Raw genomic sequence first — 23,904 nt, 5'->3', positions numbered from 1 at the left:
GGTCAGCCCGCCAGCCGGATCTCGATGTCGACGCCCGCCGGGAGGTGGTCGAGCCGCTGGAGCGAGTCGACGGTCTTCGGCGTCGGCTGATGGATGTCGATCAGCCGCTTGTGGGTGCGGATCTCGAAGTGCTCGCGCGAGTCCTTGTCCTTGAACGGCGAGCGGATCACGCAGTAGACGTTCTTCTCCGTCGGCAGGGGCACGGGACCGGAGACGGTGGCGCCGGTGCGCTGCGCCGTCTCGACGATCTCCTTCGCCGCCGACTCGATGGCCGACGTGTCGTAGGCCTTGAGCCGGATGCGGATCTTGTTCTGTGTGGCTGCGGCCATCGGGGGCTCTCGTACTTCCGGTTCCGTCTGCTGTCTGGCAGAAACTCTGTGCTGGTGCTCTGCGCGCCGGTTCGCCGGTTCGCACCGGCCCGAGGCGTGAGGCGCGACGGGTCCGGACCAGCGGGGGCGTCCCGACGGGCCGCACGCGGCGACCCGGACCGGGACCGAGGGCCGGGCACCCGCCCGCCCCCGCGCCGACCGGCGCGGCCGGATCCCCGAGGGGACGGCGCGGTCGGCGGGCGGGGACGGGCGGGCGGGCCCGGATTCTCAGGTGATGCTTCGGGGTGCTACTCGATGATCTCCGCGACGACGCCGGAGCCGACCGTGCGGCCACCCTCGCGGATGGCGAAGCGCAGGCCCTGGTCCATGGCGATCGGCTGGATGAGCTCGATCTCCATCTGGACGTTGTCGCCCGGCATGACCATCTCCGTGCCCTCGGGCAGGTTGGCCACGCCCGTCACGTCCGTGGTGCGGAAGTAGAACTGCGGGCGGTACCCGGAGAAGAACGGCGTGTGACGGCCACCCTCCTCCTTCTTCAGGACGTAGACCTCGGCCTTGAACTTCGTGTGCGGGGTGATCGACCCCGGCTTGCACAGGACCTGGCCGCGCTCGATGTCCTCGCGCTTCGTGCCGCGGAGGAGGGCGCCGATGTTGTCGCCGGCCTCACCGCGGTCGAGCAGCTTGCGGAACATCTCGACGCCCGTGACGACCGTCTTCGAGGGCTCGCGGATGCCGACGATCTCGACCTCGTCGCCGACGTTGATGACGCCCTGCTCGACGCGGCCCGTCGCGACGGTGCCGCGACCCGTGATCGAGAAGACGTCCTCGACCGGCATGAGGAACGGCTTGTCCAGCGCGCGGACCGGCTCCGGGATGTAGGTGTCGAGCTGCTCGGCGAGCTCGAGGATCTTCGCCTCGTACTCCGCGTCGCCCTCGAGCGCCTTCAGCGCCGACCCGACGACGAACGGGATGTCGTCGCCCGGGAAGTCGTACTCGGACAGCAGGTCGCGGACCTCGACCTCGACGAGCTCGAGGAGCTCCTCGTCGTCGACCATGTCCGCCTTGTTCAGGAAGACGACGATGTACGGGACGCCGACCTGCTTGGCGAGCAGGATGTGCTCGCGCGTCTGCGGCATCGGGCCGTCGGCGGCCGACACGACCAGGATCGCGCCGTCCATCTGCGCGGCGCCCGTGATCATGTTCTTCACGTAGTCGGCGTGCCCCGGGCAGTCGACGTGCGCGTAGTGCCGGTTCTCGGTCTCGTACTCGACGTGCGAGGTGGAGATCGTGATGCCGCGCTCCTTCTCCTCCGGAGCGTTGTCGATCTCCGCGAACGACCGGGCCTCACCGCCGCCGGCCTTGGCCAGCACGGTGGTGATCGCCGCCGTCAGCGTCGTCTTGCCATGGTCGATGTGACCGATGGTGCCCACGTTGACGTGGGGCTTGCCGCGCTCGAACTTCTCCTTGGCCACTGCTCGCTCCTGAGTCTCTGCGTCTTGTGAAAGGTCGGTGCTGGGGGGTGTTCAGCTCCGGGAGTGGGCGAACCCGCGAAAGGTAGCCCAGCCCCGGCGCTTCGTGCGTTCCGGTTAGGCGGCCGCTCCGGTTCGAGCCGCGACGATCTCCTCGGACACGTTGCCCGGGACCTCGTCGTAGCGCTCGAACTGCATCGTGTAGGTCGCGCGGCCCTGCGTGGCCGAGCGGAGGTCGGTCGAATAGCCGAACATCTCGCTGAGCGGGACGAACGCGTTGACGACCTGCGCGTTGCCGCGCGCCTCCATGCCCTCGATCCGCCCGCGGCGCCGGTTGAGGTCGCCGATGACGTCGCCCATGAACTCCTCGGGCGTGACGACCTCGACCTTGAAGATCGGCTCCAGCAGCGTCGGCTTCGCGCGCTTGGCGGCCTCGGAGAACGCCATGTTCGCGGCGATCTTGAACGCGACCTCGGAGGAGTCGACCTCGTGGTACTTGCCGTCGATGACGGTGACCTTGACGTCGACCATCGGGTAGCCGGCCTTCGGGCCGTTGATCATGCCCTCCGACAGGCCCTGCTCGACCGCGCGGTGGTAGTCCACCGGGATCGCGCCGCCCTTGATCTGGTTCTCGAAGACGAAGCCCTCGCCGGGCGCCGGCTCCATGTTGATGACGACGACGCCGAACTGGCCCGAGCCGCCGGTCTGGCGGACGAACTTGCCCTCGACCTTCTCGACCTTCGAGCGGACGGTCTCGCGGTAGGAGACCTGCGGCGTGCCGACGTTCGCCTCGACGTTGAACTCGCGCCGCATGCGGTCGACGAGGATCTCGAGGTGGAGCTCGCCCATGCCGGAGATCTCGGTCTGACCGGTCTCCTCGTTCGTCTCGACCTGGAAGGTCGGGTCCTCCTCGGCCAGGCGCTGGAGGGCGACGCCCATCTTCTCCTGGTCGGCCTTCGTCTTCGGCTCGACGGCCACCTTGATGACCGGCTCCGGGAAGTCCATCGCCTCGAGGACGATCGGCCGGCTCGGGTCGCAGAGCGTGTCGCCCGTGTAGACCTGCTTGATGCCGACGGCCGCGGCGATGTCGCCGGAGTAGACCTTCTCGATGTCCTCGCGCGAGTTGGCGTGCATCTCGAGGATGCGGCCGATGCGCTCGGTCTTGCCGGTGTTCGTGTTGAGGACCTTCGAGCCCGCGTCGAGCGTGCCCGAGTAGACCCGGAAGAACGTGAGCTTGCCGACGTAGGGGTCGGTCGCGATCTTGAACGCGAGCGCGGCGAACGGCGCGGTGTCGTCCGACGGGCGCTCCTCCGTCGTCTCCTCGCCGTCCTTCGCGGTGACGACGCCGGTGATCTGCGGGACCTCGAGCGGCGAGGGCAGGTAGGCGACGACCGCGTCGAGCAGCGGCTGGACGCCCTTGTTCTTGAACGACGAGCCGCAGAGGACCGGGTTGATCGAGAGGTCGAGCGTCGCCTGGCGGATCGCGGCCTTCAGGCGCTCGACCGGGACCTCCTCGTCCTCGAGGACGAGCTCCATGAGCTCCTCGTCGTGGTCGGCGACCGCGTCGATGAGCTTCTCGCGCGCGGCGGCCGCGGCGTCGGCGTACTCGGCGGGGATGTCGATGACGTCGATCTCCTTGCCGATGTCGTCCTTGTAGAGCGTCGCCTGCATCTCGACGAGATCGATGATCCCGGCGAACTCGGCCTCGGCCCCGATCGGCAGCTGGATCGGGATCGCGTTGGCGCCGAGGCGATCGATCATCGTCTCGACGGCGCGGTCGAAGTTCGCCCCGATGCGGTCCATCTTGTTGACGTACGCGATCCGGGGGACGCGGTAGTCGTTCGCCTGACGCCAGACGGTCTCGGACTGCGGCTCGACGCCGGCGACCGAGTCGAAGACGGCGACGGAGCCGTCGAGGACGCGCAGGGAGCGCTGGACCTCGACGGTGAAGTCGACGTGGCCCGGCGTGTCGATGATGTTGATGCGGTGCCCGAGCCACTCGGCCGTCGTGGCGGCCGACGTGATCGTGATGCCGCGCTCCTGCTCCTGCTCCATCCAGTCCATCGTGGCGGCGCCGTCGTGGACCTCACCGATCTTGTACGTCCGGCCGGTGTAGAAGAGGATGCGCTCGGTCGTCGTCGTCTTGCCGGCGTCGACGTGCGCCATGATCCCGATGTTCCGGGTCTTCTCGAGCGAGTACTTGCGAGACATGAAGAGCTTTCGAGGTACGCAGACGACTTGGGAAGGCAAGGACCGACTCCCCCGGGCGCGGACAGCACGAGGCGAGCGACCTGCTCACCTCCCGCTCGTCCCCATCGGGGGCGCGACGAAGCGCGAGGAGCTTCCCGCCGGGGGGCGCGCATGAGCGGCAGCACCGGACGGGCAGCGGCGGAGGACTATAGCAGAGGTTCCCGGGGCGCCGAGGGTCGTTCGCGCGGCCCCGGATCGGGGTCCCGGAGCGGCATCGCGCTGGCGCTCCTGGGCGTGCTCGGCGCGCTCGCGCTCCTGGCCGCCACGGCCCTCCCCGTCGTCTCCTACGCGCTCCCGCCGGGGGTCGACGGGTTCGACGACGCGGTCAGCGGCTGGCAGCGCAGCGGACCGCTCTTGCCGGCCGCCGGCCTCGCCGCGCTGGTGCTCGCGCCGCGCGCCTGGCGCGGGCGCGACGTGCGTGCGGTCGCCGCCGGCTGGCTGCTGGCCGGCGTCGTCGTGCTCGCCGTCGCCCTGAGCCGCGACGCGGGACGGCTCGACGAGGTCGTCACGATCGGGATCGGCAGCACGGCGGGCGAGTCGAGCGCGGTCGCCGGGGCCGGTGCCGGCTGGTACGCCGAGACGGGCGGGGCGGTCGCGCTGCTGCTCGCCGGCGGCCTGCTCCTCATCCTCGCGCGCGGCCGACGCGGGCGGTCCGCGGCCGCGCCGGCGCGCGGGACGAGGGCGGGCGCGTGACCGGGTCCCGGGACCCGATCGTCGTCGTCGGCGCGGGGATCGCGGGCGCGGCCGCCGCCGCGGCGCTCCGCGCCGCCGGGGCCGACGCCGTCGTGCTCGAGCGCCGCCGGGAGCCCGGATCGGGCTCGGCCATCTCGCTCTGGCCGAACGCGCTCGCGGCGCTCGACCGGATCGGTCGGGGCGACGCCGTCCGCGCGGCGGGCCGGCCCTCCCCCACCGGCGGGACGCGGCGCGAGGACGGCCGCTGGCTCATGCGCCCCGGCGCAGCACGGGTGGACCGCGCGCTCGGCGAGCAGGCCCTCGGCATCCGCCGCGCCGATCTCGTCGCCGCGATCGCCGGGCCCGACGGCGCCGTCGCGACGCGGCACGGCGCGACGGTGGAGGCCGTCGCGCGCCGCGCCGGCGGTGCCGCCGTGCGCCTCGCCGACGGCGAGGAGCTCGCCGCGCGGGCCGTCGTGATCGCCGACGGCAGCGGGTCGACCACGATCTCGGGCATCGCGCCCGTGCCCGCCGCGCGCTACGCGGGCTACGTCGGCTGGCGGGGCATCGCGCGCCTGCGCGTCGACGAGCCGGCCACCCAGTTCTGGGGGCCGTCGATGGAGGCCGGGTTCCTCGCCCTCCCGGACGCGGAGACGTACTGGTTCCTCACGGAGCGGCTGCCCGAGGACGCCCCGGCACCGGCCGACGACGGCGCGCACGTCCGGCGCGTCCTGGCCGACTGGCCGGCGCCGATGGCCGCGCTCGCCGCCGCCACGCCCGCCGCCGAGCTCCTGCGCCACCCGGTCCGCGACCGGCGATCGCTGCGGCGCTGGTCCCGCGGCCCGGTCGTGGCGATCGGCGACGCGGCGCACCCGATGCGGCCCCATCTGGCCCAGGGCGGCTGCCAGGCGATCGAGGACGGCGTCCTGCTCGGCCTGCTGCTCGCGCGCGAGCCCGACGCGGCCGCCGCCGCGGCCCGCTTCGCCGCGGCCCGGCGGCGGCACGTCGCCGGGGTCGTGCGCAACGCCCGGCTCATCGGGACCGCGCTGCACGCGCCTCGCCCGGTGAACGCGGCGTTCCATGCGGGCAACGCCCTCGCGCCGAGCGTCGCGATGGTCGCGCAGCTGCGCGCGGTCGCGAGCCGCCGGGCGTTCGAGCGCCAGGCGCGGCGGCTCGGCCTCTGAGCCGCGCGCCGGGTCTCGGCGCCGCGGCGGCCAGGACGCAGAACGGCCACCCGGAGGTGGCCGTCGAACGTCGCCGCAGGTCCGGGGCGGCCGGTCCCGGCCGCCGGCGACTACCAGCGGTAGTGGGCGTAGGCCTTGTTGGCCTGCGCCATGCGGAAGATGTCGTCCTTCTTCTTGTACGCGCCACCCTGCTGCTTCTGGGCGTCGAGGAGCTCGTTGGCCAGGCGGGAGGCCATCGAGCGCTCGCGACGGTTGCGCGACGCCTCGACGAGCCAGCGCAGCGCGAGCGTGCGGGCGCGGCCGGCCGGGACCTCGACGGGCACCTGGTAGGTGGCGCCGCCGACGCGGCGGGAGCGGACCTCGAGCTGCGGCGTGAGCGCCTTGATCGAGAGCTCGAGCTGCTCGACGGCCTCGCCGCCGGTCTTCTCGGCGAGGATCGCGAGCGCGTCGTAGACGATCCCCTCGGCCGTCGACTTCTTGCCGTCGAGGAGGATCTTGTTGATGAGCTGGTGGACCAGACGCGAGCGGTGGACGGCGTCCGGCTCGAGCGTGCGGGTCTGCGCGGAGGCGCGGCGGGCCATGAGCGTTTACTTCCCCTTCTTGACGCCGTACCGCGAGCGGGCCTGCTTGCGGTCGCTGACGCCGGCGGCGTCGTGGGAGCCGCGGACGACCTTGTAGCGCACGCCCGGGAGGTCCTTCACGCGGCCACCACGGACCAGCACGACGGAGTGCTCCTGGAGGTTGTGCCCCTCGCCCGGGATGTAGGCCGTGACCTCGATGCCGGAGCTGATCCGGACGCGTGCGACCTTGCGCAGCGCCGAGTTCGGCTTCTTCGGCGTCGTGGTGTAGACGCGGGTGCAGACGCCGCGACGCTGGGGCGCGGCGACCTTCTTCTTGCGCCCCTTCCCGGACTTGAGACCCGGGGTGGAGAGCTTCTTCGCCTTGGCCTTACGGCCCTTGCGGACGAGCTGGCTGGTCGTGGGCATGCGACGGGCGATGCTAGCAGCGATCGCCGTGGGGGCGCGCTCCGCCGTCGCGGGCGCGAAGGCCCCTCCTCGGTGGCGCTCCCGGCCGGTGAGGATTTGCAGGGGGTTCGACGCGGTACGTGCCGTCCCGCGCGGGCGACGGAGGCCAGGAGGTAGGGTCGCCACATGCTGGCACACGACCAGGTCGGCTCCGGCCCGCCGCTCGTCCTGCTGCACTTCCTCGGCGGACATCGGCAGGTCTGGCGCCCGGTCCTGCCGCGCCTGAGCGCCGAGCGCACGGTGATCGCCGTCGACCTGCCCGGGTTCGGGGACAGCCGGCCGCTGCCCGGATCCCCGACCCTGCCGCGGCTCGCCGAGGCCGTGCGGCAGACGATCGAGGAGCTCGGGATCGAGCGCCCGGCGGTCGCGGGCATCGCGGTGGGCGGGGGGATCGCGGTGGAGCTCGCGCTCTCGCAGGCGGTGTCGGCGGCGGTGGCGATCAATCCGATCGGGTTCGCGTCGCGCGCGGAGGCCGCGTTCGCCAAGGCCTCCATGCGCGCGACCCACGCCGCGTGCCGCGCGCTCGGGGGCCAGGCCGACTTCCTCGCGAGCCCCAAGCCCCTGCGGGCCGCGCTCGGGGCCCAGATGTTCGCCAAGCCGTGGGACGTCCCCGCCGAGGATCTCGCCGGCCTCGCCCGCAGCGTCGCGCAGAGCCCCGGCACGGTCCCGGTCATGCGCGCGACGTTCGGCGCGGAGATCGCCGGCGGGGCCAGCGCGGCGCCGCTCACGGTGGCGTGGGGCCAGCGCGACGCGCTCCTGCTCCCCCGCCAGGGTCGCCGGGTCATCGAGCGCCTGCCGTTCGCCCGGCTCGTGCCGCTGCCGGGCTGCGGGCACGTCCCGCTGTGGGACGACCCCAACCGCGTCGCCGACGTGATGCTGGAGGGCACGCGGATCCCCTGACGTTGCACGAGGCCTTGCGGCCGCCACGAGGCGCGCCCGACCCTCCATCGTTCGTCCAGGCGGTGCCTCGTCGAACGATCGAGAGCTGGGGTCCCCCGCTCGGGTAGCCCGCAGCCATGCCGAGGACACGAAGGTCATCCGCCCCTACGCGTCCCGGATCCCCGTGCCTCACTCCCCGCTCCGCTCCGTCCGTCCGCGCCGCTCCCTCGGCGCGCTCACCCTGCTCGCCGTCGCCGCCATCGCCGTGCCGGCGTCCGCCTCCGCCGCCGACGACGGCGAGTGGCACGTCCTCGACCGCCCCGTCGCGCCCACGCAGCAGACCGCGCTGGCCTTCGGCGACCGCTCCCACTGGCTGCAGCCATGGCGGGCCTACCAGGACACGCGCCCGGCCTCCTCGCTGGCCGACGCGGCCGCGATCAACCTGAACGTCGCGCCGGCGGAGATCGCGCGCACCGCCGAGACGCTGGCCGCGGCGGGCGTGCGACGGGTGCGGGTCGAGATCGGCTGGGACCAGATGTCCTACGACGACCCGTCGACGCTCGCGACCTCCGCGCACGTGGAGGAGGGGCTCCAGGCGCTGAAGGACGCCGGCATCCGCCCGCTGATCCTCCTCAACGCCTCGGAGAGCGGCCCGACCGCCAACCGGCGCGGCCGCCTCACCGTCACGAAGGTCGCCTGGCTCGGCGCCCGCCAGGTGACCCTCGACGCGACCAGCGCGGCGAAGGTCGTCCCGGGCCGCACCGGGTTCGACGCCGGCACGCTCGCCGGCGGGCTCATCATCACGAAGCTCGACGGGACGACCGCGACGCTCTCCCAGCCGCTGCCGCTGGCCGTCATCCTCCCCGGCTCCTACGGGGCCTCGACGCTGCGCTACCGCCCGTTCGCCGCGCCGCGGACGACGTCCGGCGCACCGAACCCGCTCTTCGAGGAGACGATGGAGGGCTGGCTGCGGTACGTCCGCGCCGTCACGCGCACCGCCGCGAGCGTCCTCGGCGGCAGCGGCTTCGACGTCGAGGTGTGGAACGAGCTCTCGACCCGCTCGGGCTTCCTCGACGCCTCGCGGTACTTCAACCCGCTCCCGGCGGAGTGGCGCGGCACCGGCGACGTCCCCGAGCAGCTGCTCGCCCGGACGGCGGCGGCGATCCGCGATCCCGCCAACGGCACGCCCGGTGTCGGGATCGGGAACGGCTTCGCGAACCAGACGCCGTTCGCCTCGCCCGCGGACCTGCCGCCCGGGGTCACGGCGCTCGACAAGCACCCATACAAGGGCCTGCTGCGCTTCCCCGGCCAGCTGCCGACCACCGACCGCAACATCCGGACGCTCGGCGCGGACGGCTCGCCGCTCGGCAAGCGCGCCACCAACGGCCAGTGGCAGACGTCGTTCAACCCGACCTACGACGCGTTCCTGCCCGAGTACTACCTCACCGGGATCCAGACCGAGCACCTCGTCCGGGACCTCTCGCCGATCACCACGTCGATCAGCGGCCGGCCCCACGGGCGAACGGTCCGGACCCAGGACGGCCGCCTGCCGCAGGTCTGGATCACGGAGACCGGCATGGACCCGGCGGGGACCGGCCTGACCGGCGACGCGGTCACGCGCATGCAGGCGAAGGCGACCCTGCGGGGCCTCGTCGCCTACGTCGGCGCCGGTGCCGACCTCGTGTCGTTCTACACCGCGAAGGCCGACCGCACCTGGGGCCTCATCTCCGACGCGTTCTTCACCTCCGCGAGCCGCACCGGGCGGGCCGCCGCCGACGACCCGTCGCTCGTCGGCCCGATGCTGCCGGCGCTCGGGCGCCTCCTGCGGACGGTCGGCCGCGGTACGACGGCCGACCGGCGCCTCGAGCTGCGATCGATCGCCGACCAGCACGACCGGATCCAGTTCGCGGGCAACGGGACCCCGCAGGCGCCGGACCTCCACGATCGCGACGTGGTGACGTTCTTCCCCTTCCAGCAGAGCGCGCACCGGTTCTCGATCGCCACGTACGTCATGACGCGGAGCCTCGCCAAGGTCCAGCAGCCCGACCTGCCCGAGGACGACGCGCGCCGCTACGACCTCGCGCCGGAGACGTTCCGCCTGCGCATCGGCGGCGTCGACGCCGCCCGGACGCGGGTCTCGCTGTACGACCCGCTCACGGACGAGTCCGCCCCGGCGTCGATCGTCGAGCGCTCCGACGACGAGGTCGTCGTCGAGCTGTCCCTGACCGACGCTCCGCGCCTGCTCCAGGTCGACGACGGGCCGACGGGCGACTGAGCGACACGTCCGCGGCCGGTCCGCGGCGCGCCCTCAGCGGTGGCGTCGCCGCAGCGCCCCGCGCATCCAGCCGAAGACCTGGGGTCGGTGCGGCGCGGCGACCGTCGGGGACGGCGCGCGGATCTCGAGCAGGCGGGGCGTGTCGGTGAGCGCGAGCTCGACGACGATCTCCCCCGCGCTGCGCGAGACGATCCGGGCACCGACGCGGGCGTCGGTCACCGGGTCGTAGAGGCTCACCGACGCCGCGCTGCCCCGCAGGCCGCCGATCCGCAGGCGGAAGATCCCCTCCGGCGCCTCGTAGCGCCGGACGTCGTCGGCGGGCCGGTCGGGCTGCCGGACCCGCGCCACGTCCCGCGACATGACGTAGACCGGCACCGAGAAGCGGTCGCGGCCGGACTGGAACGGCAGGAACGCGACGACGTCGCGGTCGTGGAGGTCGGGGTACCGCGCCGTGCCGTTCCCGGCGAACTGGATCCGGTCGTGCTGGTCGGCGACCTCGCGCAGCTCGAGCTGGCGCGGGGCCGAGCGGTAGCGCGGGATCCGCTTCATGAGCCGCGAGACGAGGTCGAGCGTCGCCCCGCCGGCGGCGCGGTCCCCGTGGGGTCGCGACGCGCCGATGCTGCGGAAGAACGCCGGGTCCACGAGCCCCCAGGGCTGGTGGTCGCCGGCGCCGTAGAGCACGACGGTATCGGCGCCCTTGTTCGCGTAGGCGACGATCGAGCGCAGGGCCGCGCGCGCCTGGACGGGCCGCCGCGCCACGTCGTCGAGCCCCATCCCCGCGGTCCCCATCCCCGTCTCGGAGATCCAGACCCCGACGGGCGCGCCGCCGGGCGGGGCGGCCGACCGGCCGTGCCGCACGCCCGAGATCGTCGTGGTGATCGGCGAGAGGTCGCGCACGAGCGTCTCGGTCTGCAGGCCGCTCAGGTACCACTCGGGGAAGAAGCCCACGAACCGCGGGACGAACGCGTCGGCCCAGCGCCGGTCCGCCGCGCGGCTCCCGGCCGGCGCGCCGTCGGCGTCGAGCGCGCGCTGCTGCAGGTCGGTCGTCGGCCGGTCGCCGGGGAAGCGGGCCACGCCGCGGTAGGGGTGCTTGCTCAGGGCGGTCAGGCCCGGCGGCGACGTCGAGCCGGCCGGGAACGGCGACTGGTTGGCGAACCCGTCGCCGAGGCCCACGTGGCCGAGGCCCAGCGCCGGGCGCCGCAGGTCGGCGACGGTCCGGCGGAGGATCTCGTCCGTGACGCTGCCCGTGCCCGTGAGGGACCGCGGCACCGGGTCGAAGTAGTGCTTCGGATCGAGGAACTCGGATCCGAAGCTCAGCTCGTTCCAGATCTCGAGGTCGAAGCGGTCGCCGCCGGTCGCCTCGCGTGCCGCGTCGGCGACCGCCCGCGCGTAGGCGAGCCAGCCCTCGAGCGTCCGCTCGAACTGCGGATTGCGCCCCCCGCCCGCGCGGGGCGGCGCGAACGGCAGGTAGCGCAGCGTCGTCGAGCGGTGGGAGCCCGCGCCGACGAGCGTCGGCAGCGGCTGGGAGAGCGTCGCGGTCGTCCCGTCGAGCTTCGTGATGAGCAGCCGCGCGGCGACCGAGCCCGCGTTGAAGCCGGTGCGCCCCACGACGACCTTGCGTGCGCTCGCGACGTCGAGCTGGACCGTGCGGGCCCCGGGCAGCGCGGCCTGCGTGAGGCTGAGCTGCCCGGCCTGCAGCGGCCCCGGGGCGGTCGAGTTCGCGTTCAGGAGGATCAGCGGCCGCAGCCCGTTGGCGTGCAGCGCGCGGATCCGCTCGACGACCGCGCGCCGATCCCGCAGGCGCGTCGGATCGTCGTAGTCCATCTGGTCCCAGCCGATCTCGATCCGCCCGCGGGCGAAGCCGTGGTCGCCGAGGAGCTTCGCGGTGGCCGGCAGCTGGGCCGCGGGGACGTTGAGCGTCATCCCCGGCGCATCGCGCAGCACCGACGAGGGCCGCGTCTCGAGGTAGCCGCGCCACGGCTGCAGCCAGTACGAGCGATCGCCCCACTCCAGGGCCGTCTGCTGCCGCGGATCGATCGGGGTCGTCAGCGCGTGCCAGGGTGATTCGTCGGCCCGAGCGGCGGGCGCGAGGAGCGCCGCGACGAGGAGCGGCAGGAGGAGCGTCGTGACGACGGCGCGGGGCTGGGACATGCGACCGGGGGACGGGAGCGGCGAGCCGCGGACGCTAGCGCGCCCGCCGCGTCGTCGCCACCGGCATCCCCGCGGGCCGCCGCCGGAGCGGGCGGCGGCGCGGACCGGCGGCTTAGGCGGCGCCGGTGGCCGGCGCCCCGACCCCCGGGCCCGACGCGGTGCGCGGGGCCGGCAGGAGCGCGGCGGCGAGGACGACCATCGCGAAGGCGACGGTCTGCAGGATGATGCCGACGGTGTTCGTCGCGATCGGATCGCCGAACACGATCAGACCGCCGAGGATGCCGACGACGTTGGCGGCGGTCGCCGTGATCGCGATGACCTCGACCGCGCCGCCCTCCTGGAGCGAGCGGGCCGAGATGAAGTACGCGAGGACGGAGGCGCAGACCGCCAGCAGGACCCAGGGCGTGAGGATCGAGCCGCCCGCGTCCAGGACGCCGGTGGTCGCCTTCACCGCGACGTTGCAGACGCCGAAGAGCAGGCCCGCCGCCGCGCCGAGCAGCGGCCCGCGCAGGTGCGCGCCGCGCTCGTGCTGGCCGCCGAGGATGCAGAGGAGGCCGAGGGCGAGGAGGCCGCCCTCGAACGCCGCCAGCGCGGTGACGCGGAACGCCGAGTGGGCGCTCGTGGCCGCGGGCATCGCGACGACGAGCAGCGCCAGGCCGACGCCGGTGAGGATGAGGCCGGCCCACTGGCGACGCCCGACGGTGATCCCGAAGACGCGGTCGGCGAGCACCGCCACGAGGACGATCCCGCCGGCGAGCACGACCTGGACCACCGACATCGGGGCGATCCACATCGCGAGCGTGTGGAAGACCCACCCGAGCGCGCCGACGAGCATGCCCGCGGCGAACCACTTCGACTTCCAGAGGGCGAGGCCCGTCTGGATCGGGTGGCGGGCGTCCACGGTCGGCGCCTCGTTGGCGCCCCGGTGCTTGTAGAGGAAGCCGAGGTTGGCCGCGAGGGCGCTGAGGAGGGCGAAGGCGATGCCGAGCTGGATCATGGGTATGCGAGGTCGCCGGGCGGTACGGAGCGCTGTGACTCGTGCCGTCCGGTGGCCGGGTGCAGTCCCAGACGGTAGCGAGAATCGAGCCGTTGATGTTCCGGTCACACGGGTCTTCGGCCGGACCGGTGCAGATCCTGTACACACGTCCTCTGCCCGTGGACGGACGTTGGCCGTCCGTCGAAGGCCCGCAACCACGCTGCGCGACAGGATCCAGCGCGGATCGACGGGGGCCGGGACGGCCACCGCAGCGCCTCCGGCGATGCGACGGTCGTCCACGCGTGCCGGCGGGCCCTCCTCGGGGACCCGCCGGCACGTGGCCCATCTCCCGGGCCACGACGCCAGCGCGCACCCGAGCGGCCACGCGCCCCGGAACGCCGAACGGCCGGCACCGCGAGCGATGCCGGCCGTCGAGGACCGTCGGGGCGGGCCGCCGCGTGCGCGGCGGCCCGGTGGCGCTACCGGCCGTCGAGGTCCGTCGGCACGTCGAGCTCGATCAGCTCGTCGGCGAGGTCGCCCCCACCGAGCTGCTCGAGGTCGCGCAGGTCCTGGCTGAGGTGGTCGCCGTAGGGCTGACCCGCCTCGAGGTCCAGGTCGCCGAGGAGCTCGTCGCCCTCCAGCAGGGCCACGTCGCCGGCGTGCGGCAGCGGCTCCGTCGGCTCGATCTCGATCCGGCGGTAGTGCTTCAGCCCGGTGGCGGCCGGGATGAGCTTGCCGATGATGACGTTCTCCTTCAGCCCGAGGAGGTCGTCCCGCTTGCCCTCGAGGGCGGCGTCGGTGAGGACCTTCGTCGTCTCCTGGAAGGAGGCGGCCGAGAGGAACGAGTCCGTGTTCAGCGACGCCTTGGTGATGCCGAGGATGACCTCCTCGAACGTCGCCTTCTCGCCGCCGGCGGCCTCGATCTCGTCGTTCGCGCGCAGGAGCTCCTGGCGGTCCACGAACTGGCCGGGCAGGAAGTCCGTGTCGCCCTTCTGCTCCACGCGGACGCGCTTGAGCATCTGGCGCACGATCAGCTCGATGTGCTTGTCGTTGATGTCGACGCCCTGCGACTTGTAGACCGCCTGGACCTCCTTGACGAGGTACTGCTCGGTCGCGGTGCGACCGCGCAGCGCCAGGAGCTCGTGCGGGTACAGGGAGCCCTCGTTGAGCTGCTCGCCGGCCTTCACGCGCTGGCCCTCCTCGACGAAGAGGCGGGTGCGGCGCGGGAACGTGTAGCGGTGCTCGTCGCCGGCGGCGTCCGTGAGGACGACCGTCAGCGCCTTGTCGGTGGACTCGATCGCGACCGTGCCGTCGTGCTCGGCGATCTTCGCCAGGCCCTTCGGCTTGCGGGCCTCGAAGAGCTCCACGACGCGCGGGAGGCCGTGCGTGATGTCCGCGCCGGCGACGCCGCCGGTGTGGAACGTCCGCATGGTCAGCTGCGTGCCGGGCTCGCCGATCGACTGCGCGGCGATGATGCCGACCGCGTCACCGATCTCGGCGACCTTGCCGGACGCCATCGAGCGGCCGTAGCACGCCTGGCAGATGCCGACGAGCGACTGGCACTTGTGGACCGACCGCACGTGGACCGTGGGGCGCTCCGACTCGTCCAGGGCGCTGAGCGAGTCCGCGCTGGCGTTGTCGATCTCGACCCCGGCCTCGACGCGGACCTCGCCGTTCACGACGATGTCCTCGGCCGCGACGCGACCCGCGAGGTTCGGGTTGACCTCACCGGTCTCGGTGAAGACCGGCAGGTGGATGCCCTCCGTCACGCCGCAGTCGGGCTCGCGGATGATGACGTCCTGCGAGACGTCGACGAGACGCCGCGTCAGGTAGCCGGAGTCCGCGGTCCGCAGCGCCGTGTCGGCGAGGCCCTTGCGGGCGCCGTGGGTGGAGATGAAGTACTCGAGGACGTCGAGCCCCTCCATGAAGTTCGCCTTGATCGGCCGCTCGATGATCTCGCCCTTCGGGTTCGACATCAGGCCGCGCATGCCGGCCAGCTGGCGGATCTGCTTCAGCGAGCCACGAGCACCCGAGTTGGCCATCATGTAGATGGGGTTCCGGGAGTCGAAGTGCTGCTCCATGGCGTCGGCGACGACCTCCGTCGCCTCGTTCCACTTGTTCACGACGAGCTCGTGCCGCTCCTGATCGGTGATCAGGCCGTCGTCGTACTGCTCCTGGATGCCGGAGACCTCGCCCTCGTACTTCTTGAGGATCTCGCCCTTGCTCGGCGGGATGACGACGTCGTTCTTCGACACCGTGACGCCGGCGCGGGTGGCGAACTCGAAGCCCAGGTCCTTGAACGCGTCGAGGACCAGGGAGATCGTCGACGGGCCGTAGATCTGCACGAGCTGGTCGATGAAGCGCTGGGTGTCCTTCTTGCGCATCGACTGGTTGATGAAGACGTACGAGGCCGGGTCGAAGTGCTCGCCCAGGGTCTCCTGGAGCGCGCGCTCGATCCGCTCGTTGTAGATCACGCGACCGAGCGTCGTGAGGACCGGCGGGCGGCCCGCGGCGCGGTACTCGACCACGTCGTGGAGCTTCGCGACGCCGTGCTGGTCCGCGAGCGTCGCCTCGGCCGCCGTGCGGAACACGCGCGGCTTCGGCTCGTCGGCCGGCCACTGCCCGGCGTAGAGGCGCTCGTGCTTCTCGGCGAGCTCCTCGGGGCTCGGGCCGAGGGTCACGTAGTACCCGCCGATGACCATGTCCTGCGACGGCGTCGCGAGCGGCTGCCCGTTGGACGGCGACAGGATGTTGTTCGACGACAGCATGAGCAGCCGCGCCTCCGCCTGGGCCTCGGCCGAGAGCGGGACGTGGACGGCCATCTGGTCGCCGTCGAAGTCGGCGTTGAACGCCGAGCAGACGAGCGGGTGGACCTGGATCGCCTTGCCCTCGACGAGCTTCGGCTCGAAGGCCTGGATGCCGAGGCGGTGCAGCGTCGGCGCGCGGTTCAGGAGCACCGGGTGCTCCTGGATGACCTGCTCCAGGACGTCCCAGACCTCCTCGCGCGACTCGTCGACGAGGCGCTTGGCGGCCTTGATGTTCTGCGCGTCCTTGCGCTCGACGAGCTGGGCCATGATGAACGGCTTGAACAGCTCGAGCGCCATGAGCTTCGGCAGGCCGCACTGGTGCAGGCGCAACGACGGGCCCGACACGATCACGGAACGGCCGGAGTAGTCGACGCGCTTGCCGAGCAGGTTCTGGCGGAACCGGCCCTGCTTGCCCTTGAGCATGTCGGAGAGCGACTTCAGCGGACGGTTGCCGGGGCCCGTGACCGGGCGGCCGCGACGGCCGTTGTCGAAGAGCGCGTCGACCGACTCCTGAAGCATGCGCTTCTCGTTGTTCACGATGATCTCGGGCGCGCCGAGATCGAGGAGCCGCTTGAGGCGGTTGTTGCGGTTGATGACGCGGCGGTACAGGTCGTTGAGGTCCGACGTCGCGAAGCGACCGCCGTCGAGCTGCACCATCGGGCGCAGGTCGGGCGGGATGACCGGGACCGCGTCCAGGATCATCATCTCGGGCTTGTTGACCTGCGAGTAGTACGGCGCGTTCTCGGGGTCGTAGAACGCCGAGAGGACCTTCAGGCGCTTCACGGCGCGCTGCTGCTTCTGGCCCTTGCCGTTCTTGACGAGGTCCTCGAGGTCCTCGCGCTCGTGCTTCAGGCAGATGCCCGGCTGATCGCGGACGTCCAGGTCGGTGCCCGCGAGGCGCTCGGCGTCGGGGTCGCGACGGGGAGCCTCGCGGTCGTACTCCGGCTTGAGCAGCATGAGCTCGCGGATGTGCTCCGCGCCCATGCCGCCCCCGAAGTACTCGCCGTAGCCGTACGGCGAGCCGAAGCGCATCTTCAGCTCGCGGAAGAACGTCTCGTCGGCGATGACGGTCTTCGGGACGAAGTCGTCCTTCTCGATCGCCTTGTCGGTGAACGCCTTCAGCGGCCAGTCCTCGCCCTCGGCGGGCGGATCGTCGGACGGCTCCTCCTTGTTGGCGAAGAGCTTCCAGACCTCGCGCAGACGGGCACGCGACTCCTCGTAGTGCGCGCGGAGGTCGTCGATCTCCGCGGTCAGCTGCTTCTTGAGGTCGTTCGTGTGCTTCTTGCGCTCGTCGTCGGTGAGCTTCGCCACGACGAGGTCCAGCGACTCGGCCCAGAGGTGGTCCTCGTCGTCGAAGTCGGCCTGCGAGCCGTCCTGCAGGTACCGCGTGCGGACCTCGAGGGCGCGCTCGAGCGTGGAGAGCTCGTCGCGCTCCATCTCGGCGGCCTGGTCGAGGTCCTCCTGGACCTGCGCCTCGAGCTCGGCGAGGTCGCGCCAGCGGGCCTCCTGGTCGACCCAGGTGATGATCGACGCCGCGAAGTAGAGGATCTTCTCCAGCTCCTTCGGGGCCATGTCCAGCAGGTAGCCGATGCGGCTCGGGACGCCCTTGAAGAACCAGATGTGCGAGACCGGCGCGGCCAGGTCGATGTGCCCCATCCGCTCGCGGCGGACCTTGGAGCGCGTCACCTCGACGCCGCACTTCTCGCAGATGATGCCCTTGTAGCGGACGCGCTTGTACTTGCCGCAGTAGCACTCCCAGTCCTTGGTCGGACCGAAGATGCGCTCGCAGAACAGGCCGTCGCGCTCCGGACGCAGGGTCCGGTAGTTGATGGTCTCCGGCTTCAGGACCTCCCCGGAGCTCCAGGAGCGGATCTGCTTGGAGGAGGCGAGGCCGATCTCGATGGCGTCGAACGTGTTGATGTCGTGCACTGGATTCCGTTTCCAGTCGTGTTCTTGGCGGGGCGTTCGGGGGCGGCACGCGGTCCGTCGGCGGAGCGGTCCGTCGCCGGGCCCGGAGCCCGCCCGCGGTCAGCGGGCGGGGCGGATCCGGCGACGGGCGCCGACGGGGTGCCGCCGTCCTACGCCTCGTCCTCCTGCGCCGGCTGCTCGCCCGCGCTCTCCTCGGTGCCGGTCTCGGTGGCCACCGCCACCGCGCCGTCACCGTCGCCCTCGGTCTCGTCCGCCGGGGGCTCGTCGCCCAGGTCGGCGCGCACGCCGCCCAGGTCGATGCCGAGCTCCTCGGCCGCACGCAGCAGCTCGTCCTCGTCGTCGGCCGCCGCGGTGGCGCCCTCGTCGTGGATCTCGCGCACGTCGAGCGAGAGGGCCTGCATCTCCTTCAGCAGGACCTTGAAGGACTCCGGGACGCTCGGCTCGGCGATGTTCTCGCCCTTGACGATCGCCTCGTAGGCCTTCACGCGCCCGACCGTGTCGTCGGACTTGATCGTGAGCATCTCCTGCAGGGTGTAGGCGGCGCCGTACGCCTCCAACGCCCACACCTCCATCTCGCCGAAGCGCTGGCCGCCGAACTGGGCCTTGCCGCCCAGGGGCTGCTGCGTCACCAGCGAGTACGGGCCCGTCGCCCGCGCGTGGATCTTGTCGTCCACGAGGTGGTGGAGCTTCAGGATGTACATGTACCCGACGGTCACCTGCTCGTCGAACGGCTCGCCGGTGCGGCCGTTGAAGAGCGTGACCTTGCCCGAGGCGCGGCGGCCCGCGGGGCGGGACTCGTCGACGTCCATGCGGATCGGGCCGCCGGCGGCCTTGTGGGCCTCCTGCCACTTCACCAGCGCGGTGTCGACGTCCTCGACCGAGGCGCCGTCGAACACGGGGGTGGAGACGTAGACGCCGCCGCCCTTGTTGCGGTCGCGCTGCTCGTAGGCCTCGGTGCCGTCCGGGTACCAGCCCTGCGCGGCCGCCCACCCGAGGTGGACCTCCAGCACCTGGCCGACGTTCATCCGGGACGGGACGCCGAGCGGGTTGAGGATGACGTCGACGGGCGTGCCGTCCTCGAGGAACGGCATGTCCTCGATGTCGACGATCTTCGAGATGACGCCCTTGTTGCCGTGCCGGCCGGCGAGCTTGTCGCCCTCGGAGATCTTGCGCTTCTTCGCGACGAAGACGCGCACGAGCTCGTTGACGCCGGGCGGCAGGTCGTCGCCGTCGTCCTTGTGGAAGGTCTTGACGTCGATGACGACGCCGCCCTCGCCGTGCGGGACCTTCAGGGAGGTGTCGCGGACCTCGCGCGCCTTCTCCTTGAAGATCGCGCGGATGAGCTTCTCCTCCGCCGTGAGCTCGGTCTCGCCCTTCGGCGTGACCTTGCCGACGAGCAGGTCGCCCGAGCCGACCTCGGCGCCGATGCGGACGATGCCGCGGTCGTCGAGGTTGCGCAGCGACTCCTCCGCGCGGTTCGGGATGTCGCGCGTGATCTCCTCGTCGCCGAGCTTCGTCTGGCGGGCGTCGATCTCGTACTCCTCGATGTGGATCGAGGTGAGCTCGTCGTCCTGGACCAGGCGGCGGCTGAGGATGATGGCGTCCTCGAAGTTGTAGCCCTCCCAGGACATGAAGGCGACCATCAGGTTCTTGCCGAGGGCCATCTCGCCCTGCGACGTCGAGGAGCCGTCGGCCAGGACCTGACCGGCGCCGACCTCCTGCCCGCGCTTCACCAGCGGGCGCTGGTGGATGAGCGTGCCCTGGTTGGAGCGCTCGAACTTCTCGAGGTGGTGCTCGTCCCGGCCCTCGGCGTGCTCGACGACGATGCGCCGCGCGTCGACGTAGGCGACCGTGCCGTCGTGGCGCGCCAGGACGACGTCGCCGGAGTCCTGCGCGGCGCGCGCCTCCATGCCGGTGCCCACGCGCGGGGCGTCGGTCTTCAGCAGCGGCACCGCCTGCCGCTGCATGTTCGAGCCCATGAGCGCGCGGTTGGCGTCGTCGTGCTCGAGGAACGGGATCATCGCGGTGGCGACGGACCAGATCTGCTGCGGCGAGACGTCCATCAGCGTGACCTCGTCACGCGGGATGACGACGTACTTGCCCGCCTGCGTCCGGCAGAGGACCTCGTCCTCCTGCAGGTTGCCGTCGGCGTCCAGCGGCGCGTCGGCCTGCGCGGCGAGGTGCTCCTCCTCCTGGGTCGCGTCGAGGTGGACGATCTCGCCCGTGACGCGACCGTTCTCGACCACGCGGTACGGGGTCGTGACGAAGCCGTGCTCGGAGACCTGCGCGAACGCCGACAGCGAGCCGATCAGGCCGATGTTCGGGCCCTCCGGCGTCTCGATCGGGCACATCCGGCCGTAGTGGGTCGGGTGGACGTCGCGGACCTCGATCGGCGCGCGCTCGCGGGTCAGGCCGCCGGCGCCGAGCGCCGACAGGCGACGACGGTGCGTCAGGCCCGCCAGCGAGTTGTTCTGGTCCATGAACTGCGACAGCTGCGAGGAGCCGAAGAACTCCTTCAGCGCCGCGGAGACCGGGCGGATGTTCACGATCGACTGCGGCGTGATCGTGTCCTCGTCCTCCGTCGTGAGGCGCTCGCGGACGACGCGCTCCATGCGGTAGAGGCCGACGCGGAACGCGTCCTGGATCAGCTCGCCGACCGTGCGCAGGCGGCGGTTGCCGAAGTGCTCGTACTCGTCGAGGAGGTCCGCGACGGGCTCGCGCGGCATCGCCGCGGCCTCGGCCGCGTAGTCCTTGATCTCGACCTCGCCGTCCTCCGGGATGCCGAGCTCGCGCGGGAGCCGGATGAGCTCGGAGATCAGCGCGTAGATGTCCTCGGGCGTGAGGTGGCGCGTCTCGAGGTCGATGTCGAGGTGCAGCCGCGAGTTGAGCTTGTAGCGCCCGACGCGGGTGAGGTCGTAGCGCTTCGGGTCGAAGAACAGCGTCTGCAGGAGCGCGTACGCGGCGTCGACCGTCGGCGGCTCGCCGGGGCGCTGCTTCTTGAAGAGCTCGACGAGCGCGCCCTTCTTCGTGCGGGTCTGCTCGGTGTCCGCGTCGAGCGTGTTCTTCAGGTACGCGGAGCCGCCGAAGCGCTCGAGGAGCGCCGCGTCGAGGGCATCGACGTCGGCGTCGGTCTCCTCGTGGTCGGCGTCGAGCTCCGGGTTGTACTCCATCGCCCGCAGGAGCACGGTGACCGGCAGCTTGCGCTTGCGGTCGATCCGGACGAAGACCTTGCCCTTCTTGTCGATCTCGAGCTCGAGCCACGAGCCGCGAGCCGGCATGAGGTTCGCGACGAAGACCTGCTTCTCGCGGTCCTTCGGCTCCATGAGGTACGCGCCCGGCGAGCGGACGAGCTGCGTCACGACGACGCGCTCGGTGCCGTTGACGATGAACGTGCCCCGCTCGGTCATCCACGGGAAGTCGCCCATGAAGACGGACTGCTCGCGGATCTCGCCCGTCTCCCGGTTGACGAACGCCACCTCGACCGACAGCGGCCGGGAGTACGTCTGCCCCTTCTCGCGGCACTCGGCCAGCGAGTGGGTCTCCTCGCCGAACTCGAGCTCCCCGAACTCGACCGCGAGGTTGCCGGTGTAGTCCTCGATCGGCGAGATGTCGTCGATCGTCTCGCGGAGGCCTCCCTTCTCCGCATCCACGAGCCAGTCGAACGACCGGCGCTGGATGTCGATGAGGTTGGGGACGTCGAGGACCTGATCGAGGCTCGCGAACGAGCGTCGAGTGCGCAGGGCGTTGACCGTGGACAAGGCTGGCGACTCCTCGGAGGGTCGAGAGTGTCTGGGCGAGGATCGCGCTCGGCGGGCACACGAGCGCGAACAGCAAAACTAGCACACGGGATCAGAACCCCATGGGCGAGGGCGGTCGACGCTCACGGACCCCGTCCGCGGACCCGCGTATGTGGCGCGGGATCCGTACGAGAGGACGGCTGCGACTATCGGTCGACGACGCCGATTGTAGGGCACCGGCCCGGCGGGCGCACGGCGGCCCGGACGGGCGTCGCGCGCCCCGCGGCACGCGGGCCCGGGGCCCCGCCGTCGCGGGGACGCGGAGGCGCGACCCGCCGGGTGCGAGCGCTCGAGGCGGCTGCCGGTCCCGTGGCCGGTCGCGCCGGTCGACCGGTGCGGCCCGGCCAGCGGCGCGCGCCGGTCAGCGAAGCGCGCCGGGTCACCGGTGCGCGATCCCCGCCCCCGGGACGCCAGGGGGTCAGTCCGCGGAGGCGTCGAGCCCGCCGTGGCGCGCGATGTACGCGCGCGCGGCGGCCTCGTCGGCGCCCGTGAGCTCGCGGTAGCGGCGCATCGCCGCCATCGGCCGTCCCGACGCCAGCAGCTCCTGCACCTCGGTGGCGGGATCGACGCCCGTGGACCGGGCGTCGGTCGCCCGGACGCCGGCGGGCTCGTCGCCGATCTCCTCCAGCCGCGCCTCGAGGGCACGGATCCGGCGCAGGAGGCTGCGCCGGGAAGGCTGGGCCGTGGTCTTCGGGATCGCCATGCTGCTCCTCGCGGCGCCCGGTGAGGGGTGAGGGATGGCGGGCACCGTCGCTCCGACCGTATCCGCGGGTCGGCCGGCGGCGCAAGCGGGGTCCGCACCGATCCGGCCTGCGGGACTCCCCGGTCCCGGAGGGCCCGAGGGACCGTCCGGCGGGCGGCGAATGCGAAGCTCGGGCCGATCGCGACCCGCCCCGGGCCGCAGGTCAGCTCGATCCGCCCCCCCCGATCGTCCGCGGCGAACGGGAACGAGAACGGGCCGCCCCGAGGGGCGGCCCGTGCGACTCGCCGGTCCCGCGCGGCGGGACCGATGGGGGCGACTGGCGTCGCGTCCCGCTACTTGAGCGTGACGGTGGCGCCGGCCTCCTCGAGCTCGGCCTTCAGCTTCTCGGCCTCGTCCTTCTCGACGCCCTCCTTGACGGGCTTCGGGGCCTCGTCGACGAGCGCCTTGGCCTCCTTCAGGCCCAGGCCGGTCGCGGCGCGCACGACCTTGATGACGCCGATCTTCTTGTCGCCGGCGGCCTCGAGGACGACGTCGAACGCGGACTGCTCCTCGGCGGCGGCGGCCTCGCCGCCACCACCACCGGCGGCCGGGGCGGCCGCGGCGACGGCGGTCGCCGACACGCCGAACTCCTCCTCGAGCGCCTTGATGCGCTCGGCCAGCTCGAGCACCGAGATGCTCTTGAGCTCGTCGATCCACTCCTGCGTGGTAGCCATGTCGTTTCTCCTGTGTGCGATTCGGGTGGGTCTAGCGGGCTGCGGGCGGCTTACGCCTCCGACGCACCCGACTCGTCTGCTGCTGCAGGTGCTTCGGCCTCCGCGGCAGGGGCCTCCTCGGCCTCCGCGGCAGGGGCGTCCTCGGTCGCGGCATCGGCCGCGGGAGTCTCGTCGGCGGCCGGAGCGGGAGCGTCGCCCGAGGGGATCTCCCCGGACTGCTTCTTCTCCTGGACCTGGCCGAGCGCGATCGCCAGGCCGCCCAGCAGGCCGCCGAGGCCGCGGGCGAGACCGGTGAGCGGGGCGGCGACGACGCCGACCAGCTGGCCGTACAGGACGTCGCGCGACGGGAGCTTGGCGATCGCCTGGATCTCGTCGACGTTCAGGCCCTTGCCGTCCATGACGCCGCCCTTGAAGGCGGGCAGGTCGCCGTTGTCCTTGGCGAACGTCGTGATCGCCTTGGCGGCGGCGGCCACGTCGCCCTTGACGTAGGTCAGGGCGGTCGGACCGGCGAGGAACTCCCGGAGCGGCTCGGCCGTCTCGCCGACCTCGTCGATCGCGCGACCGGTCAGCGTGTTCTTGGCGACGGTGAGCTGGGCGTCGGCGTCGCGGAGACGACCGCGCAGCTCGCCCGCCTGGGTGACGGTGAGGCCGCGGTAGTCGACGACGAGGACCGCCTCGGACTCCTGGATGTGCTCGGCGATCTCGGCGACCGCCGCTGTCTTCTGTTCCCGGTTCATGGGCCTCC

The 23,904-nt window shown here is 72.4% G+C and carries 16 protein-coding genes; 4 read left to right on the top strand and 12 right to left on the bottom strand.

All coding sequences use genetic code 11. From position 1 onward, the window contains the following. Positions 1–2: 2 nt before the first annotated feature. The 3 genes from rpsJ to fusA form a co-directional block, all read right to left on the bottom strand. Positions 3–329 carry a 30S ribosomal protein S10 gene (gene rpsJ / locus SK069_RS14930; RefSeq protein ID WP_007577043.1) on the bottom strand — a complete coding sequence of 109 codons (327 nt, stop codon included), beginning with the start codon at positions 327–329 and terminating at the stop codon, positions 3–5. A gap of 287 nt (positions 330–616) precedes the next feature. Further along, positions 617–1,801 (bottom strand): elongation factor Tu, encoded by a 1,185-nt coding sequence (gene tuf, locus SK069_RS14925; RefSeq protein WP_319955045.1) that lies wholly within the window; start codon positions 1,799–1,801, stop codon positions 617–619. Positions 1,802–1,915: 114 nt separating this feature from the next. After that, a complete protein-coding gene (fusA, locus tag SK069_RS14920) occupies positions 1,916–4,009 on the bottom strand; it encodes an elongation factor G (protein WP_319955044.1) in 2,094 nt (697 codons plus the stop codon). Between the two features lie 273 nt (positions 4,010–4,282). Here fusA and SK069_RS14915 point away from each other — a divergent pair, with 273 nt between their 5' ends. Both SK069_RS14915 and SK069_RS14910 read left to right on the top strand, forming a co-directional pair. Next, complete coding sequence (locus SK069_RS14915) at positions 4,283–4,741, top strand: hypothetical protein (protein ID WP_319955043.1); 459 nt, start codon at positions 4,283–4,285, stop codon at positions 4,739–4,741. Beyond that, positions 4,738–5,904, top strand: a complete 1,167-nt coding sequence (locus tag SK069_RS14910; protein WP_319955042.1) for an FAD-dependent monooxygenase — start codon at positions 4,738–4,740, stop codon at positions 5,902–5,904. The genes SK069_RS14915 and SK069_RS14910 overlap by 4 nt, the downstream gene beginning before the upstream one ends. 110 nt (positions 5,905–6,014) lie before the next feature. Here the strand turns inward: SK069_RS14910 and rpsG are convergent, their stop codons facing one another. Both rpsG and rpsL read right to left on the bottom strand, forming a co-directional pair. Beyond that, positions 6,015–6,485: a 30S ribosomal protein S7 gene (gene rpsG / locus SK069_RS14905; protein ID WP_319955041.1), complete on the bottom strand. Its 471-nt coding sequence runs from the start codon at positions 6,483–6,485 to the stop codon at positions 6,015–6,017. Positions 6,486–6,491: 6 nt separating this feature from the next. Beyond that, positions 6,492–6,890, bottom strand: coding sequence for a 30S ribosomal protein S12 (gene rpsL / locus SK069_RS14900; RefSeq protein WP_007579392.1), 399 nt, complete (start codon positions 6,888–6,890; stop codon positions 6,492–6,494). Positions 6,891–7,055: 165 nt separating this feature from the next. Here rpsL and SK069_RS14895 point away from each other — a divergent pair, with 165 nt between their 5' ends. Continuing rightward, on the top strand, positions 7,056–7,829 hold the full coding sequence (locus SK069_RS14895; protein ID WP_319955040.1) for an alpha/beta fold hydrolase: 774 nt from the start codon (positions 7,056–7,058) through the stop codon (positions 7,827–7,829). A gap of 163 nt (positions 7,830–7,992) precedes the next feature. Then, entirely contained in the window at positions 7,993–10,083 is a 2,091-nt protein-coding gene (locus tag SK069_RS14890; RefSeq protein WP_319955039.1) for a hypothetical protein, read from the top strand. Between the two features lie 33 nt (positions 10,084–10,116). On the opposite strand, the gene SK069_RS14885 is transcribed toward SK069_RS14890, so the two are convergent. From SK069_RS14885 to rplJ, 7 genes are all read right to left on the bottom strand, one after another. After that, a complete protein-coding gene (locus SK069_RS14885; protein ID WP_319955038.1) occupies positions 10,117–12,234 on the bottom strand; it encodes a hypothetical protein in 2,118 nt (705 codons plus the stop codon). A 112-nt stretch (positions 12,235–12,346) separates the two neighbouring features. Then, on the bottom strand, positions 12,347–13,231 hold the full coding sequence (locus SK069_RS14880; RefSeq protein ID WP_319955037.1) for a DMT family transporter: 885 nt from the start codon (positions 13,229–13,231) through the stop codon (positions 12,347–12,349). A 458-nt stretch (positions 13,232–13,689) separates the two neighbouring features. Beyond that, a complete protein-coding gene (gene rpoC, locus SK069_RS14875; protein WP_319955036.1) occupies positions 13,690–17,946 on the bottom strand; it encodes a DNA-directed RNA polymerase subunit beta' in 4,257 nt (1,418 codons plus the stop codon). Positions 17,947–18,095: 149 nt separating this feature from the next. Further along, on the bottom strand, positions 18,096–21,704 hold the full coding sequence (gene rpoB, locus SK069_RS14870; protein ID WP_319955035.1) for a DNA-directed RNA polymerase subunit beta: 3,609 nt from the start codon (positions 21,702–21,704) through the stop codon (positions 18,096–18,098). A gap of 457 nt (positions 21,705–22,161) precedes the next feature. After that, positions 22,162–22,446, bottom strand: a complete 285-nt coding sequence (locus SK069_RS14865) for a hypothetical protein (RefSeq protein WP_319955034.1) — start codon at positions 22,444–22,446, stop codon at positions 22,162–22,164. 332 nt (positions 22,447–22,778) lie between these two features. Continuing rightward, positions 22,779–23,159 (bottom strand): 50S ribosomal protein L7/L12, encoded by a 381-nt coding sequence (gene rplL, locus SK069_RS14860; RefSeq protein ID WP_319955033.1) that lies wholly within the window; start codon positions 23,157–23,159, stop codon positions 22,779–22,781. Between the two features lie 50 nt (positions 23,160–23,209). Continuing rightward, positions 23,210–23,896: a 50S ribosomal protein L10 gene (gene rplJ, locus SK069_RS14855; protein WP_319955032.1), complete on the bottom strand. Its 687-nt coding sequence runs from the start codon at positions 23,894–23,896 to the stop codon at positions 23,210–23,212. Positions 23,897–23,904: the final 8 nt, after the last annotated feature.

This window comes from Patulibacter brassicae (assembly GCF_033949425.1).
Classification (GTDB): Bacteria; Actinomycetota; Thermoleophilia; order Solirubrobacterales; family Solirubrobacteraceae; genus Patulibacter; species Patulibacter brassicae.
Note: the sequence above shows the minus strand (reverse complement) of the source record. Positions and strands in the feature narration are given on the sequence as shown.

Coding starts and splice junctions, on each gene's coding strand:
- rpsG (WP_319955041.1), bottom strand. CDS start 6,485: ATGGCCCGCCGCGCCTCCGCGCAGACCCGCACGCTCGAGCCGGACGCC.
- rpsJ (WP_007577043.1), bottom strand. CDS start 329: ATGGCCGCAGCCACACAGAACAAGATCCGCATCCGGCTCAAGGCCTAC.
- SK069_RS14880 (WP_319955037.1), bottom strand. CDS start 13,231: ATGATCCAGCTCGGCATCGCCTTCGCCCTCCTCAGCGCCCTCGCGGCC.
- rpsL (WP_007579392.1), bottom strand. CDS start 6,890: ATGCCCACGACCAGCCAGCTCGTCCGCAAGGGCCGTAAGGCCAAGGCG.
- SK069_RS14885 (WP_319955038.1), bottom strand. CDS start 12,234: ATGTCCCAGCCCCGCGCCGTCGTCACGACGCTCCTCCTGCCGCTCCTC.
- rplJ (WP_319955032.1), bottom strand. CDS start 23,896: ATGAACCGGGAACAGAAGACAGCGGCGGTCGCCGAGATCGCCGAGCAC.
- fusA (WP_319955044.1), bottom strand. CDS start 4,009: ATGTCTCGCAAGTACTCGCTCGAGAAGACCCGGAACATCGGGATCATG.
- SK069_RS14865 (WP_319955034.1), bottom strand. CDS start 22,446: ATGGCGATCCCGAAGACCACGGCCCAGCCTTCCCGGCGCAGCCTCCTG.
- SK069_RS14895 (WP_319955040.1), top strand. CDS start 7,056: ATGCTGGCACACGACCAGGTCGGCTCCGGCCCGCCGCTCGTCCTGCTG.
- rplL (WP_319955033.1), bottom strand. CDS start 23,159: ATGGCTACCACGCAGGAGTGGATCGACGAGCTCAAGAGCATCTCGGTG.